Genomic DNA, 14452 nt, shown 5'->3' with positions numbered 1-14452 from the left:
CCGGACACCCGCAGTCACCGTGGCCGTCCGATCCGGTCACCTGCGGTGATCGTCGGGACGGCCGGGCGAGCCGCCGTCCGCGGCGCGGACCACGATCGTTATCCTCGCCACCACACCCGCGACGCTGTGTCACGAACCCCGCTCGCGGGAGCTGACGCGGAAGGGACGAGATGGCGGCCTCGCTCTGGACCTCCGGCACGACCGGGCGGCCGACGCCCGACCCGGCCCCCGCCCTGGTGCGGGTCGCGTTGCAGGCCGGCGCCACCTCCGTGGCGCACGCCGACATCGCCGCGATGCTGTCCGGGATCTGTGTCGCTCTGGTGCCCGCCGCCCGGGTCGGGGGTGCGGCGCTGCTGCTGCGCGAGCCCGCCGACCCCCGCGACCCCGAGGCCCGGCGGGTGTTCGGCTCCGACACCGCCGCGCTGCGCCTGGGTGAGCTGCAGCGCCGGGCCGACGCCGGGCCGGGCCCCGCCGCCGAGCGCGGCAACCGCACGCTGACCACCCCGGACCTGACCCGGTCCGGACCGCCCGAGCTGGCCGCCGCCGCGGCCGACTGCGGCCTGGTCCGCTCGCTGTCGGTGCCGGTCCCGGTCGCCGGGCGCACCGCGGGCGTCCTGCAGCTGTTCGCCCGCGGCGGGCCCGACGACCCGCTCGGCGAGCGTCTGGTCGTCGCGCTGGCGCCGGTGGTGACCGCGCTGGCGGCCCGGCTCACCGACGTCCGCGAGCTGGCCCGGCTGCAGCTGCGCGCCGCGCCGCCGTCGGTGCCGGAACAGCCCGACGCGCTCGACCGCACCGCGCTGATCCCGGCGGCCCGCCGCTCCCCCGTGGTGCCGGTGGCGCCGCGAGTGCCCGCCCAGCGGCAGGCGCGGCACCGCAGGCACGACCAGGGCTGACCCGGGGTCAGGCTTCCGGCCGGTCCTGGCGGTCCGCACACCGTTCGAGGAGCTGCTGGTGTTCCTGCAGGTAGGCCGATACGCGCTGGCGGCTGACCCCGAACAGCCTGCCGATCCCGGCGATCGTCTCGCCCTCGCCGTGCAGCGCGACGGCCTCCTCGCGGCGGAACCGGCCACCGACGGCGCCCAGGCCGTCGAGGGTGCGGGTGAGGGTCTCCACGATCAGCGGCCGTGCCTCGCGCGGGACGATCGCCCGCCAGCTCAACCCCTGAGAGCGCAGCTCCTGCAGCTCGGCCACCCGTTCACGGGCCGAGGACAGCTCGGCGACCGACGCCTCCAGCTGGGCGGCGAGGGCGGCCAAAGCGGCGTCGGCGTCGTCCGCGGCGGCATCGCGGAGGTCCGCTCCGTCCTCGGCGTCACGCTCGGTCGTCGTCACACCATCGAGCCTACGGGGGTGGCGGCGACGGCCGGTGGGCGCGGCGTACCGTGATCCACGCAAGGGGGGTTGCTCCCTCGAACAGGGCAACCCCGACAGTGGGTGTGGAGGGCGCGCATGGGCCGGTACGACGTCGTCATCGTCGGCGGGGGATCCGCGGGGGCGGTGCTGGCCGCCCGGCTCACCGAGGAGCCCACGCGCCGGGTGCTGATGCTCGAGGCGGGCCGGCCCGACCACCGCTGGGACCCGATCATCCGGATGCCCGCCGCGCTGTCGAAGGCGTGGGGCAACCCCCGCTACGACTGGTGCTACGTCACCGAGCCCGAGGCCGGTCTGGCCGGGCGCCGGATCGCCGTCCCGCGCGGGAAGGTACTGGGCGGCAGCAGCAGCATCAACGGGATGGTCTACCAGCGGGCCCACCCGGGCGACTACGACCGCTGGTCCCGCCTGCCCGGCTGCGAGCAGTGGAGCTCGGCCCACCTGCTGCCCTACTTCCGCCGCCTGGAGCGGCGGATGTCCGAGCGCGGCACCCCGCTGACCGACGGCGGTCACGGGCCGCAGGTCCTCGAGCGCGCCCCGGCCGCGGGCCCGCTGAACGCGGCGTTCCTGGCCGCGGCGCAGCAGGCCGGGCACGCGCTGCTCGACTCCACGAACGGCCCGGTCCAGGAGGGCTTCTCCCGTACCGAGCGCACGATCTCGCGCGGGCGCCGCTTCTCGGCGACCGACGCCTGGCTGCACCCGGTCGCCGACTCGCGGCCCAACCTCACCGTCCGCACCGGCGCCCTGGTCCGCGCGCTGCGCACCGACGCCCGCGGTACCCGGGTCATCGGCGTCCGCTACCGCGCCGCCGACGGCACCCTCCGCGACGTCGACGCCGGCGAGACCCTGCTCGCCGCCGGCTCCATCGCCACCCCGCAGCTGCTCCAGGTGTCCGGCTTCGGCGACCCGGAGCACCTTGCCGGGATCGGCGTCGAGACCCGGGTGGCGCTGCCCGGGGTCGGCGCGAACCTGCAGGACCACCTCGCGGTGCACCTGCAGCACGCCTGCTCCCAGCCCATCTCGCTGGCCCCGCACCGGGCCCCGCACCGGCTGCCCGCCGCGGCGGCCCGCTGGCTCGTCTCGGGCACCGGGATCGGGGCCAGCAACCACTTCGAGATCGGCGGGTTCGCCTCCACCTCGATGGCCGGGGGCATCCCCGACGTCATGATGCTGTTCGCGCCGGTCGCGATGCGCTTCGCGCCGGACGTCCCGCCGGTCGGGCACGGCTACGAGATGCACGTCTCGGTGATGGCGGGCGACGTCCGCGGGACGGTGCGGGCGGTGTCCCGCGACACCGCCGTCCCACCGCGCCTGGTGCAGAACTACCTGGTCACCGACGGCGACCGGCGTCGCTGGGTGGAGGCCGTCGGCCTGGCCCGGGAGATCCTCACCCAGCCGGCGTTCGCGGGCCTCGACGCCGGGGAGACCTTCCCCGGCGACGGTGTCCGCTCCGACGCCGAGATCCTCGACTGGGTGTCCCGGCGCGCCCAGAACGGGCTGCACCCGACCAGCACCGCGCGGATGGGTACCGACGCCGACGCCGTCGTGGACCCGTCGACGCTGCGTGTGCACGGCACCGAGGGTCTGCGGGTCGTCGACGCGTCGATCTTCCCGGACGTGCCCAACGCCAACACCTACGGCCCGGTGGTGATGGTGGCCGAGCGGGCCGCGGACATCGTCACCGGCGCCACCCCGCTGCCCGCCGACCCGGCGCCGTCGCGGCCGGCCGGGGCGCACGGGGGCCCGGGCACCGGCCCGGAGCCGCTCGCACCGGTGTCCTGAACACCCCCGGACATGCCGAACGGGGCGGGGATCCGATCGGATCCCCGCCCCGTTCGCGGGTCTGAGTTGGGGCGCGGGTCGCGCCCCGGGTGTCACTCCCCGGTCTGCACCTGCACCCCGGACTCACGCAGCTTGGCAGCGTGGGCATTGCCGTGGTGGTTGCAGAACAGGAGTTCCCCACCGGAGGGCAGGATCGCGCGCACCTTGGCAGCCGCACCGCAGCGGTCGCAACGGTCGGCAAGGGTCAGTTCGGGCCGGGTCAGCGTTTCGGGCTGCATAGCGGTCTCCCTCCGTCGCGGCGGCGGGCTTCGGGCGCTCGCCGCCGTATCACTGTGACGACCGCACGAGCGGCTCGCCCACACCTGTACAGACGCTCGAGGCCCCTGTACGTGTTCCCGGGATGCGTCGCGACGTCCGTCACGTGTGGCGTGCGCCGCACGGTTCGGTGGCGCCGCGATGTACCCGCGGTGACCGATTGCGTATGAAGTTGACTGCGTGTGAATCATGCGGGCAACTCGCCCGACGTGCAAGCGCGCCACGGTAAATACGGTGTGTCGCGGTCTACGTTGGCCGGGTGAGTCCCCGCCCGTCGCCCGATCGTGTTCCCGCTCCGTTGCTGTTCCTGGCCGGTGGGACCTCGATGTACGTGGGGGCCGCGCTGGCCGTCGGGCTGTTCGACCGGCTCGCCCCGTCGGCGGTCGCCGAGCTGCGCCTCATCGGTGCCGCGCTGGTCCTGCTGGCGTGGCGCCGTCCCGGCCGCGACGCCTGGCGTGGCGTCCGGCTCGTCCGCGCGGGGACGTTCGGGCTGGCCACGGCGCTGATGAACGTCGCCTACTACGAGGCGATCGCGCGGCTGCCGCTCGGCACCGCGGTGGCGGTCGAGTTCACCGGCCCGGTCCTGGTCGCGGCGCTCGCCTCGCGCCGGTTCCGCGACGTCGGCGCGGTCGGCCTGGCCGCGGCGGGCGTGCTCCTCATCGCCGACGTCCGCTGGTCCGGCAGTCCCGCCGGGGTGCTGTGGGCGCTGGGCGCGGCGGCGATGTGGGCGGCCTACATCGTGCTGGGCAAGCGGGTCGCGCGGGCCGGTTCCGGCATCGACGACCTGGCGACCGGGTTCACCGTGGCCGCCGTCGTCCTGGTCCCGCTGCTGTTCACCGGGGGTACGGGTGCCGCGACCGGGTTCGGCGTCGCGAACCTCGCGCCGCTCGCCGATCCGGTGGTGCTCGGCCTGTCCGTCGGGCTGGGTGTGCTCAGCTCGGTGGTCCCCTACGTGCTGGACCAGGTCGTGCTGCGCCGGGTCGGGCAGGCCCGGTTCGCGGTCCTGCTGGCGCTGCTGCCCGCCACCGCGACGCTGGTCGGGCTCGTCGTGCTCGGTCAGCTCCCGGGGCCGCTGGAGGCCGTGGGGATCGCGCTGGTCGTCGCCGCGGTGGCCCTGCGGTCCCGCGACGGCGACGAACCCGTCCCCGTCCCCGCCACGTCCGCCCGGGACCGGTCCGCCCCGTCCTGACCGTTCGGGCGGTGCCACGTCCGCTCGCCGACCCGCGGTCCGCGCGCCGACCCGCAGTCCGCGCGCCGACCCGCAGTCCGCGCGCCGACCCGCAGTCCGCGCGCCGACCCGCAGTCCGCGCGCAGATCCGCAGTCCGCGCGCAGATCCGCTCGGCGCGCGTGTCCGGACGCGCGCGCCGAGCGGATCTGCGCGCGCGGAACGGATCACCGGGTGGCCCGACGCGCCGTCGTCGCTGTCGCCGCGCCGATGTCGAATCCTCGCGGTGGCGCGGAGGTCCCGCGGTGGTGGCGGGCCGACCCCGCCGCGCCCGCACGGGCCGCGACGGCCTCCGGGCAGGACAGGGCCCGACGGCGACACGGCGGCCCGCCACGGCGGCTCTCAGCGCCAGGACCGCAGGGTCGCGATGCGTTCCTCGAGCTGCTCGATGGTCGCCATCGCCACCGGCGGGCCGCCGCAGTGTGCCCGCAGCTCGTTGTGGATCTTCCCGTGCGGCTTGCGGGTCTTGTGGTTGTGCAGCGCGACCAGGGTGTTGAGCTCCTTGCGCAGCGTCTGCAGCCGCTCCCGCACGCTCTGCCCGCGCTCGGCGGCCGGCGGCGGGGTGGGCTCGGTCGCCGGGGTGGCGCGGGCCTGGGCGCCGGTGCGCGGCGAGCCCTTCGCGATCCAGTCGGCCTGCCGCTGGGACAGCAGGGTGCGCACCTGGTCGGGCTCCAGCAGCCCGGGCAGCCCGAGGTAGTCCTCCTCGTCGGCGGAGTAGGTGGCGCCCTCGTAGATCAGCTGGTCCAGCTCGGCGTCGGCGCCGAGGGAGGTGAACGCCTTCTCCTGCTCGCCGGGCTCGTCCTTGACCTTGTTGGCCTCGTTGAGCTCGGCGTCGTTCCAGACCTCCTCGGGCCGCTGCGGCTTGCCGAGGACGTGGTCGCGCTGGGCCTCCAGCTCGCTGGCCAGGCCGAGCAGCACCGGGACGCTGGGGACGAACACCGACGCGGTCTCGCCCTGCCGCCGCGACCGCACGAACCGGCCGATCGCCTGGGCGAAGTACAGCGGGGTGGAGGCGCTGGTGGCGTAGACGCCGACGGCCAGGCGCGGCACGTCGACACCCTCGGACACCATCCGGACCGCGACCATCCACCGCTCGGTGGAGCGGGAGAACTCCGCGATCCGGTCCGAGCCGCCCGCCTCGTCGGACAGGACGACCGCGGGCCGGACCCCGGTGATGCCGGTGAGCAGCGCGGCGTAGGCACGGGCGGCCGTCTGGTCGGTGGCGATCACGAGGCCGCCCGCGTCGGGCATGCCGCCGTCGCGGTGGCTCTGCAGGCGCCGGTCGGCCGCGGCGAGCACCGCGGGCATCCAGTCCCCCGAGGGGTCCAGCGCGGTCCGCCAGGCCATCGCGGTCTGCTCGCGGGTCAGCGGCTCCCCCAGCCGGGCGGAGATCTCCTCGCCCGCGCTGGTGCGCCAGTTGGACGTACCGGAGTAGGCCAGGAAGACGACCGGCCGGACCACGTTGTCGGCCAGCGCCTCGGCGTAGCCGTACTGGTGGTCGGCCCGGCTGCGCGGGGCGCCCTCGGCGTCGGGGACGTACTCGACGAACGGGATCGGGTTGTCGTCGGAGCGGAACGGCGTCCCGGTCAGGGCGAGGCGCCGGGTGGCGGGCTCGAACGCCTCGTAGACGCCCTCGCCCCAGCTCTTGGCGTCGCCCGCGTGGTGGATCTCGTCGAGGATCACCAGCATCCGGCGGTTCTCGGTGCGGTTGCGGTGCAGCATCGGGTGCGCGGCGACGCCGGCGTAGGTGATCGCGATGCCCTGGTAGTCCCGCGAGGTACCGCCCGCGGAGTTGCGGAACTCCGGGTCGAGCGCGACGCCGGCGGCCGCGGCCGACTCGGCCCACTGGTACTTCAGGTGCTCGGTCGGGGTGACGACGGTGATCGCGTCGACGACCCGGTCGCGCAGCAGCTCCGACGCGACGCGCAGGGCGAAGGTCGTCTTGCCCGCACCCGGGGTCGCGACCGCGAGGAAGTCCCGCGGCGAGGTCGCGAGGTAGCGGGCGAGAGCGCTGCGCTGCCACGCACGCAGCGGGCGGGTCTCGGGCGACACGAGCTGGGTCTGCGACACACGTCTCCCCTGGTCCGTGGGTCGTTCCCGGGCGGGAACCGGCGATCCCCGGCAGGTCCGCGCGTCGACGCCGACCGGGCTGCGGGGCGCGGATCAGGGTAGCCGGGGGCCGCACCGTCACCGCCCGGTGGGCGGGCCCGGGGTCTCCCCGGCGGCGACGGGCCAGGTCAGCCCCGGGGCTGCCGCGGACGGCGGGCGGTGAGGACGAACGCGGGCGGGACGTTGGCGAGCACCGTGCGGCCGTGCACGACCTCCTCGAACGCCGCGGCGAGCCGCCGCCGGAGCCGCCGGGCGGGCGGCAGGGCCAGGGTCACCGAGTAGCCGAACTGGGTCAGGGCGCCGTCGGGGTGCAGGCAGCCGGCGACGACGTCGGTCAGCCAGGGCTCGTCGCGCGGGTAGGCCGCCCACGGCAGCCCGGAGACCACGACGTCGGCGCCGCCGAGCCCGCGGGCGGCGAGCAGCGCGGGCAACTCGGCCGCGTCGGCGACGGCGACGTCGAGCCCGGGGTGGCGGGCCCGCAGCAGCGCGGCCAGTCGCGGGTTCAGCTCGACGGCCAGGTGGTGGCCGCGGCCGCCGAGCCGCTCGGCGACGACGTCGGTGAACGCCCCGGTGCCCGGCCCCAGCTCGACGACGACCGGGTCCCCGGTCGCGGGGACCGGTGCGGTGGCGGCGAGGGCCAGCGCCCGGGAGCTCGGCAGCGCCGACGCCGTGCGCAGCGGGTCGCGCAGGAACTCCCGCAGGAACGCACCCGTCCCGGCCGGGGACGCCTGCGGGGACGGGGTGGACGGGGCGACGGTGCTCATCGGGCTCCGGGGTCTCGTGCGGCGCGACCGGGTCACCGTGCCGGTCCGGTCCGAACGCCGTCCGACGACGGGGTGAACGCGCCGCGACCGGTGGCGGTGGGGATGATGGAGGTGATGAGCGAGCGCGACCGCACCCCAGCCGACGCCGGCCCCCTCGCCCTGCCCGCGGCGGGACTGCGGCTGGCGGCCGCGGTGTCCGCCCGGCCGCTGCTGCTCCTGCGCCGGGGCGGCGACTGGGTCGCCGAGCTGGGCCGGGTCGGCCTGGGCCGCTCCGCCCTCGCCCCGGACGTGCCGGCCGGTCCGGTCGCGCCGGTGGCGCGGTGCGCGGCCCAGGTGCTGCTCGCGACGACCGGGGCGGTCTCCGGGCTGCTCGACGACGCCGTCGCGAGCCCGGACGTGCCGCTGCCCGCCGCGGACGCCGAGCGGCTGCGCGCGACCCTCGCCGGGCTGACCGCCCTCCTGCTCCCCGGCCCGGGTCCCCTCGTGATCACCGGATCGGAAGGGAACGGCGCCATCGACGGCACCGATCCCTTCAGGGACGACGATCACGGTCGGGTCGCCCCGGAGGCCACTGCCCCAGGCCCCGGCCCGACCATGATCACCGGGTCGGAGGGGAACGATGCCACGGACGGCACCGAACCCCTCCCGGACGACGATCACGGTCGGGTCGGCCTCGGGACCGCAGGCACCCAGGACTCCCCGGCAGCGGCCGAGGTCGCCGACCGGGTCTTCACACCCCCCGGTGCCGACACCCCGCCGGTCCCCTTCGACACCGGCGCCCGCGACGCCCGGGGCGGCCCCGTCCCCGGCCGCGACGTCGCCGCCACGCCCGGCGCGGTCGTCCTGCGCACCCCGATGTTCGAGCTGCTGCAGTACCTGCCGCGGACCGAGAAGGTGCACGACACCCCGGTGCTGGTCGTCCCGCCGCTGGTGCACCGCTACTGGCTGGCCGACCTCGCGCCCGGGTACTCGCTGGTCGAGCACCTGCTCGGGAAGGGCCTGCAGGTGTTCGCGCTGTCCTGGCGCCCGGCGGGCCCCGCCGACGCCGACCGCGACCTCGACGCGCACGCCGCCGCCGTCCTCGACGCCGTCGACGCCTGCGGGCGCATCACCCGCGCCTCGCGGGTGTCGCTGCTCGGCGTGCGCACCGGCGGGCTGCTGACCGCGGCGGTGCAGGCCCACCAGGCCGCGATCGGGCTCGACGACCGGGTCGCCGCCGTCGCCTACCTGGCGACCGTCCTCGACCAGTCCGACGCGCTGCCCGGCTTCGCCCCCGACCCGGCGACCGTCGCCGAGACCGCGGGCCTCGCCGCCCGCGACGGCGTCCTCGACGGCGCGACGGCGGTGCGGGCCTGGGCGTGGCGGCGCGGGCCGGACCGGGTGCTGCCGTGGGCGGTGCCGCACGGTGGCGGGACCGCCGACCTGGACGGACGCGCCGCGCGGGCGATGCGGGCCTGGGTGTCCGACCTGCTGCCGCTGCCCGCCGGGCTGCACACCGACCTCGCCGCGCTGGCCGCGGCCTCCGGCGACGGCGCGGGCCCGGACCGGCCCGACGTGCGGGTCCTCGGCACCCCCGTCCGGTTCGCCGAGCTGCGTCGCGACAGCTACCTCGTCGCCGCCGACGACGACCCGGTGCAGCCCTGGACGGGCGGGTACCGCACCGCGCAGCGCCTCGGCGGAGCCTGCCGGCTCGTCCTGGCCCCCGGCGACCAGGCGGGCGCGCTGATCGCGCCGCCGTCGGTGGCGACCGGGTTCCGCGCGGCACCCTGCTCCACCGGCGACGGCGTGGCGCAGCGGTGGCGGGCCGGGGCCGAGGCCGTCGGGGGCTCCTGGTGGGACGACCTGGCCGCCTGGCTGGTCGAACGCTCGGGCACGATGCGCGACGCGCCCCCGGAGCTGGGCGGACGTCGTCTGCGCCCGCTGTTCCCGGCCCCGGGGACCTACCTGGGCGAGCCCGCCCCCGTCTGAGGGTGGGGTCCGGGATCGTCACACCCGGGGCCGTCCGCACCCCACCGCCCGGCCGTGGCACCTAGGCTCGGCGGTGATGACCACTTCCAGCTCCCGGCCCGTGGGCGGCGCGGGCCTCGAGGAGCACGACGTGCTCGTCGGCGGCCGTGCCCTGCGCGTCGTGCGTCGCCCCGCCTCCGGCCCGGGCCCCCGCCGCACCCCGCTGCTGCTGTGCAACGGCATCGGCGCCGCCACCGACGTGCTCGACCCGCTGGTCGCGGCGCTGCCCGCGGACCTCGACGTCATCCGGTTCGACCCGCCGGGCATCGGCGGGTCGGCGGTGCCGCGGATGCCGTACCACCTGACGTGGATGGCGCACCGGCTCGGGCAGGTGCTGACGAAGCTGGGTGTGCGGGAGGCCGACGTCCTGGGGTTCTCCTGGGGCGGGATGCTTGCCCAGCAGCTGGCGATCAGCCGTCGCCGCCGGGTGCGCAAGCTCGTGCTGGCCGCGACCGGTCCGGGGGCGCTGATGATCCCGGCGTCGCCGCGGGTGATGGCGGTCATGACCTCGCCGAAGCGCCACCAGGACCCGTCCTACGTCGACGCCGTCGCCGCCCGCATCTACGGCGGCTCGCTGCGCGACCACCCGGAACGGGCCGCGGAGGCGCTCGGCGCGGGGGCCCGGCGCGGCCCGATGCGCGGCTACTACTACCAGCTGATGGCGCTCTCGGGCTGGACCAGCCTGCCGCTGCTGCCGGCGATCACCGCGGACACCCTGATCATCGCCGGCGACGACGACCCGATCGTCCCGCGCGGCAACGCCACGATGCTGCACCGCGGGATCCGCCGCTCCCGGATCAGCCGCTACCCCGGCGGCCACCTGGAGCTGCTGCTCGACCCGGAGCCGTTCGCGGCGGAGATCGACGCCTTCCTGCGGTCCTGACCCCGCCACCGCGGCCCCGGCCGAGCGGGACCGCGCGGGTGGCCCCACGATGGCCGGGTGGTGACCCCCGCACGGACGACCGGTGAACGCACGACGCCCGCACGCCCGGCCCGGGACGCCGTCCTGCGCCCGTGGCGCGGCCCGGCGGACTCCGCCGCACTGGTTGCGCTCGACGACGGCGCCCCGGGCATCGGCGTCGCCTGCGGACCGGAGTGGCACGACGACGCCGCGGCCGACCCGGCGCGGCTGCACCTGCTCCTGGAACGCCCGGGCGAGCCCGGCCCGGCGGGCTACGCCGTGCTGGCCGCACCCCGCGGCCCGGAACCGGGGGTCGAGCTGCACCGGCTCGTGGTCCACCGCGACCGGCGCGGCACCGGGGCCGGACGGGCCCTGCTCGGTGCCGCCCTCGCCGTCGCCGGGGTACCCGGAGCGACCGGCGACACCCCCGGCGTACCGCCGTGGGCGGGCCCGGGGCGGCTGTGGCTCGAGGTGGCCGCGGACAACGTCGCGGCGCTGGCGCTCTACCGGTCGGCCGGGATGGTCACCGAGACCGTGCTGCGCACGGTGCCCGGCGACCCGTCCTCCACCCCGCTGCGGCTGCTGCTCGCGCGGGGCTGAGGGGTCTCACTCCCCGTCGCCGCCACCCGGGGGGAGCCCCTCGAAGATCTCCTTGCACTGCGGGCACACCGGCGATCCCGGCTTGGGCGACTTGGTCACCGGGAAGGTCTCTCCGCACAGCGCCACGACCATGTTCCCCAGGACCGCGCTCTCGGCGATCCGGTCCTTCTTGACGTAGTGGAACATGTCCGGCCGGTCGTCACCGGTCTTGTCGGTGGTCTCGGGCCGGGTATCGACCTCGGGCAGCGTCGTCGTGGACATGGCGTCCATGATGCCCGAAACCGGTCTCAGGGCGGGGAGGCGGTGCCGCCTCCCGTGGTCCCCGTGGGCTGTTCGTCGTCGGTGGTGGGCCGGGGGCCGGCGGGATCGTCGCCGCCCTGGTCGATCACCGGACGCGGCCCGGTCTCGATCGCCCGGTGGTCCTGCCGGTGCCGGTTGGGCGTCTCCGCCTTGCGCGGCAGCCGGTCGTTCGCGATGAGCACCGCGATCCACGGCAGCGGCACCGAGATCGCGAGCAGGGTCACCGCGACCCACGGGATCTGGTAGAAGACGCCGGCGAGGATCATGCACGGGATCCGCATGCCCATCGTCCACTTGTAGCGCCGCTTGCGGATCTCCAGTTCCTCTTCGTAGGACATCTGCGCGTCCGTGATGAGAACGGGGTCCACGCGTCGCCGCTCAGCCACTGTCGAACCACCTCCCTTTCCATGGTGACACCCCTACGCGATCCCCGCGCGGGCGCCCGCCGGTCGCCTCGCGCACACCCGCGGGCCCGCCGTCGACGGTGGGGTCGAGGGTCTCCCAGCGGCGCAGCCGCGCGGCGAGCAGCCGCGACCACCAGACGACGTCGTCCGGGGTCGCCGCGATCGACAGTCCGGCCGCGGGCAGCCGCTCCCGCAGGGTCTGCGCGGTGGACTCCGGATGGCCCGGGTCCCCGGTCCAGGCCAGTACCTGCACCGGCACCGCGATCCGCTCCAGCTCCTCCGGTGCGGGGAGGTCGGTGGCGGCCGCGCCGCGCAGGATCGCCGGGAGCAGCTCGGCACGCACGTCGGGCCCGGTCCGCGGGCGGCCCCGGGCGGCCGGGGGCAGGTCCGCGTCGTCGGCACCGGCGTCGAGCGCGGCGACACCGTCGGCCTCCACGGCCGACGCGGACCGCTCGTAGTCGCGGGACCGGGCGCGGCGGGTCCCCCAGGCGGTCGGCGGCAGCATGAGGGTGAGGCTGGCGAACCGGCCCGGGTCGGCCAGCGCGGCGTGCAGCAGCGTCCCGGCGCCCATCGACGGCCCGACCCCGTGCACCCGCTCCCCCGGCACGACGTGGTCGAGCAGCCCCAGCAGGTCCCGGGCCAGCGCGGGCCACCGGTAGTCCGCGGGATCGGCGCTACCACCGGAGCGGCCGTGGCCGCGCGCGTCGTAGCGCAGCAGCCGCACGCCCTCGACCCGGGAGGCGATGTCGAGCCGCATCAGGGCCTCCCGGCGACGGCTGGAGGTGAGGCCGTGCAGCGCCACCACCGCCGGACCACCGGAGGTGTCGCGGACGTCGAAGTCCAGTGTCGCCCCGGCGATCCCGAACGTGGCCATGCGCTACGCCTCCCGATCTTCGTCGGCCTAGGTTATGGCCATGCGGCTGACGAGCGTGACGCACCTGCGCCTGCCCTACGGGACGCTGCTCGGCTACGACGTCGCCGTCGGCCGGACCGGGCACCCGGTCCCGGTCTCGTTCGACCAGCGCCGCCACGTCGGCCGCGGGGACCGGCCGGGCTCGTGGATGGCGATCACCTGCCGGCTGCCCGCGGTGGACCTCGACGCGCTGGCCGGGGCCTGGCTGGCGGTGCTGCGCCGGCACGGGACGCTGCGCACGGTCTTCTCCCCCGGCCCGGACGGTCCCCGGCTGCACGAGGTGGACCTGCGTCCCGGCCGCTGGGTCACCCACCCGGTCGCGCCGGGCCAGGCCGTCGACGACGCCGTCCGCCGGATGCTCGACGAGCGCTGCACCCCCTACGCGGCGCCGTCGCACCGGCTCTGCGTGATCCTCACCGCGGACCGGCCGACGCTCGTCGTGGCCGCCGACCACGCCCACGTGGACATGTGGTCGCTGCTGGTGGTCCTGCGCGACCTCGTGCAGGGCCTGGGCGGGACGCTGCCGCCCGGGACCGTGCGCCCCTTCGCCGAGCACACCGCCGCCCTGGCCGGCCGGGAGCCCGCGCCCGACGAGGTCCGGCAGCGCTGGGCCGAGATCCTGGCCGCGGGCGGCGACGTGATGCCCCGCTTCCCGCTGCCGCTGGGCGAGCTCACCCCGGCTCCCCCGGAGCGCGTCGAGGTGCGTGACGTGCTCGGCGTCGACGACTGCGCGCTGTTCGAGCGCCGGGCCCGCCGGTCCGGGGTCTCGACGCTGGCCCTGGTCACCTCGGTCATGACCCGCACCACCCGGGAGCTGGCGCACGCCCCGCTGCGCGCGGTGTTCCCCGTGCACAGCCGCTACGACGACCGCTGGCACGGCTCGGTCGGCTGGTTCATCACCAACGCGGTGATCGACGCGCGCGACCCGGACCCGCGGGCCTGCGCCGACGCCGTCCGCGAGGCCGTGCGGCTCGGCTCCTGGCCGCTCGACGACGTGCTGGCCCCGTGGGGCGGGATGCCCGAGGCGCCCGGCATGTTCGCGATCTCCTGGCTGGACCTGCGACGGCTGCCGGTGCGCATCGACCACGCCGGGCTGGACGCGCAGTACGTCAGCTCGGCGGGCGACGCCGACGGCGTGATGGTGTGGTTCATCCTCGACGAGGCGGGTCTGCACCTGCGCTGCCGCTACCCCGACACCGACGAGGCGCGGGAGAACGTCGGCGCCTGGCTGGACCGGGTCGTCGACGGCGTCCGGTCCAGCGCCCACCCGGCGGGCGCGGACGTCGTGCTGGCCGGGGACCGGCTCGTCGTCGACCGGGCCACCCGGGCCGACGTCGCGGCGGTCGTCGCGCTGCTGTCGGGTTCCGGGGACGCCGACGCCGACGACGACGACCCGGACCTGGCGCCCTACGAGGAGGCCTTCGACGCCCTGGACCGCGACCCCGGCCGGTTCCTCGCGGTCGCCCGCGCCGGCGACGGCCGGGTGGTCGCGACCGTGCAGCTCACGATCCTGCCCGGGCCCGCCCTGCGCGGCGCGACCCGGCTGCAGGTCGAGGGGCTGCGGGTCGCCGTCGGGTGGCGACGGCGCGGGGTCGGCTCGGCGCTGGTGGAGTGGGCGCACGAGCACGGGCGGGCCCGCGGCGCCGTCCTGGCGCGGGCCGGGGACACCGCCGGGGACGGGCCGCACCGGTTCCTGGCGCGGCTGGGCTACGAGCCCGACCGGGCCGGGTACACGCGGCCGCTCTGACCCCCGCCGTCGCCCG

General features: G+C 76.7%; 14 protein-coding genes. 7 read left to right on the top strand and 7 right to left on the bottom strand.

The window, feature by feature from the left end; all coding sequences use genetic code 11:
- The first annotated feature begins 170 nt into the window (after nucleotides 1–170).
- The gene (locus MTO91_RS11240) at nucleotides 171–893 is read left to right on the top strand and encodes a hypothetical protein (RefSeq protein ID WP_476654458.1); all 723 of its coding nucleotides are present in this window, start codon (nucleotides 171–173) and stop codon (nucleotides 891–893) included.
- A 7-nt stretch (nucleotides 894–900) separates the two neighbouring features.
- Here MTO91_RS11240 and MTO91_RS11235 read toward each other — a convergent pair whose 3' ends face one another.
- Entirely contained in the window at nucleotides 901–1329 is a 429-nt protein-coding gene (locus MTO91_RS11235; protein WP_073577041.1) for a helix-turn-helix domain-containing protein, read from the bottom strand.
- Between the two features lie 117 nt (nucleotides 1330–1446).
- Here MTO91_RS11235 and MTO91_RS11230 point away from each other — a divergent pair, with 117 nt between their 5' ends.
- Nucleotides 1447–3150, top strand: a complete 1704-nt coding sequence (locus MTO91_RS11230; protein WP_405417702.1) for a choline dehydrogenase — start codon at nucleotides 1447–1449, stop codon at nucleotides 3148–3150.
- A 92-nt stretch (nucleotides 3151–3242) separates the two neighbouring features.
- Here the strand turns inward: MTO91_RS11230 and MTO91_RS11225 are convergent, their stop codons facing one another.
- Nucleotides 3243–3428 (bottom strand): DUF7455 domain-containing protein, encoded by a 186-nt coding sequence (locus tag MTO91_RS11225; protein ID WP_062402550.1) that lies wholly within the window; start codon nucleotides 3426–3428, stop codon nucleotides 3243–3245.
- Nucleotides 3429–3790: 362 nt separating this feature from the next.
- On the opposite strand from MTO91_RS11225, the gene MTO91_RS11220 reads away from it, so the two are divergent.
- On the top strand, nucleotides 3791–4654 hold the full coding sequence (locus tag MTO91_RS11220) for an EamA family transporter (protein ID WP_405421867.1): 864 nt from the start codon (nucleotides 3791–3793) through the stop codon (nucleotides 4652–4654).
- Nucleotides 4655–5033: 379 nt separating this feature from the next.
- Here MTO91_RS11220 and MTO91_RS11215 read toward each other — a convergent pair whose 3' ends face one another.
- Complete coding sequence (locus MTO91_RS11215) at nucleotides 5034–6761, bottom strand: DEAD/DEAH box helicase (protein WP_062402543.1); 1728 nt, start codon at nucleotides 6759–6761, stop codon at nucleotides 5034–5036.
- Between the two features lie 167 nt (nucleotides 6762–6928).
- Nucleotides 6929–7564, bottom strand: coding sequence for a class I SAM-dependent methyltransferase (locus MTO91_RS11210; protein WP_405417708.1), 636 nt, complete (start codon nucleotides 7562–7564; stop codon nucleotides 6929–6931).
- A gap of 114 nt (nucleotides 7565–7678) precedes the next feature.
- Between MTO91_RS11210 and MTO91_RS11205 the strand changes: the two genes are divergently transcribed.
- The 3 genes from MTO91_RS11205 to MTO91_RS11195 all read left to right on the top strand — a co-directional run bounded on the left by MTO91_RS11205 (nucleotide 7679) and on the right by MTO91_RS11195 (nucleotide 11072).
- The gene (locus tag MTO91_RS11205; protein ID WP_476654457.1) at nucleotides 7679–9532 is read left to right on the top strand and encodes a hypothetical protein; all 1854 of its coding nucleotides are present in this window, start codon (nucleotides 7679–7681) and stop codon (nucleotides 9530–9532) included.
- 76 nt (nucleotides 9533–9608) lie between these two features.
- Nucleotides 9609–10454: an alpha/beta fold hydrolase gene (locus MTO91_RS11200; protein ID WP_062404658.1), complete on the top strand. Its 846-nt coding sequence runs from the start codon at nucleotides 9609–9611 to the stop codon at nucleotides 10452–10454.
- A 57-nt stretch (nucleotides 10455–10511) separates the two neighbouring features.
- Entirely contained in the window at nucleotides 10512–11072 is a 561-nt protein-coding gene (locus MTO91_RS11195) for a GNAT family N-acetyltransferase (protein ID WP_476654456.1), read from the top strand.
- Between the two features lie 6 nt (nucleotides 11073–11078).
- Here MTO91_RS11195 and MTO91_RS11190 read toward each other — a convergent pair whose 3' ends face one another.
- Genes MTO91_RS11190 through MTO91_RS11180 form a run of 3 tightly spaced genes read right to left on the bottom strand, consistent with a single transcriptional unit; the run spans nucleotide 11079 to nucleotide 12650 of the window.
- Nucleotides 11079–11333 carry a DUF3039 domain-containing protein gene (locus tag MTO91_RS11190; protein WP_062404655.1) on the bottom strand — a complete coding sequence of 85 codons (255 nt, stop codon included), beginning with the start codon at nucleotides 11331–11333 and terminating at the stop codon, nucleotides 11079–11081.
- Nucleotides 11334–11359: 26 nt separating this feature from the next.
- Entirely contained in the window at nucleotides 11360–11740 is a 381-nt protein-coding gene (locus tag MTO91_RS11185) for a DUF3099 domain-containing protein (protein WP_307799113.1), read from the bottom strand.
- Nucleotides 11741–11750: 10 nt separating this feature from the next.
- On the bottom strand, nucleotides 11751–12650 hold the full coding sequence (locus MTO91_RS11180) for an alpha/beta fold hydrolase (protein WP_476654455.1): 900 nt from the start codon (nucleotides 12648–12650) through the stop codon (nucleotides 11751–11753).
- Between the two features lie 40 nt (nucleotides 12651–12690).
- On the opposite strand from MTO91_RS11180, the gene MTO91_RS11175 reads away from it, so the two are divergent.
- Nucleotides 12691–14436 (top strand): GNAT family N-acetyltransferase, encoded by a 1746-nt coding sequence (locus MTO91_RS11175; protein WP_345649636.1) that lies wholly within the window; start codon nucleotides 12691–12693, stop codon nucleotides 14434–14436.
- Nucleotides 14437–14452 lie beyond the last annotated feature (16 nt).

It is taken from the genome of Pseudonocardia sp. 2-7 (genome assembly GCF_056341085.1).
This window is presented reverse-complemented; position numbering and strand designations above follow the sequence as displayed.

Coding starts and splice junctions, on each gene's coding strand:
- MTO91_RS11220 (WP_405421867.1), top strand. CDS start 3,791: ATGTACGTGGGGGCCGCGCTGGCCGTCGGGCTGTTCGACCGGCTCGCC.
- MTO91_RS11210 (WP_405417708.1), bottom strand. CDS start 7,564: ATGAGCACCGTCGCCCCGTCCACCCCGTCCCCGCAGGCGTCCCCGGCC.
- MTO91_RS11190 (WP_062404655.1), bottom strand. CDS start 11,333: ATGTCCACGACGACGCTGCCCGAGGTCGATACCCGGCCCGAGACCACC.
- MTO91_RS11200 (WP_062404658.1), top strand. CDS start 9,609: ATGACCACTTCCAGCTCCCGGCCCGTGGGCGGCGCGGGCCTCGAGGAG.
- MTO91_RS11175 (WP_345649636.1), top strand. CDS start 12,691: ATGCGGCTGACGAGCGTGACGCACCTGCGCCTGCCCTACGGGACGCTG.
- MTO91_RS11240 (WP_476654458.1), top strand. CDS start 171: ATGGCGGCCTCGCTCTGGACCTCCGGCACGACCGGGCGGCCGACGCCC.
- MTO91_RS11205 (WP_476654457.1), top strand. CDS start 7,679: ATGAGCGAGCGCGACCGCACCCCAGCCGACGCCGGCCCCCTCGCCCTG.
- MTO91_RS11225 (WP_062402550.1), bottom strand. CDS start 3,428: ATGCAGCCCGAAACGCTGACCCGGCCCGAACTGACCCTTGCCGACCGT.
- MTO91_RS11230 (WP_405417702.1), top strand. CDS start 1,447: ATGGGCCGGTACGACGTCGTCATCGTCGGCGGGGGATCCGCGGGGGCG.
- MTO91_RS11180 (WP_476654455.1), bottom strand. CDS start 12,650: ATGGCCACGTTCGGGATCGCCGGGGCGACACTGGACTTCGACGTCCGC.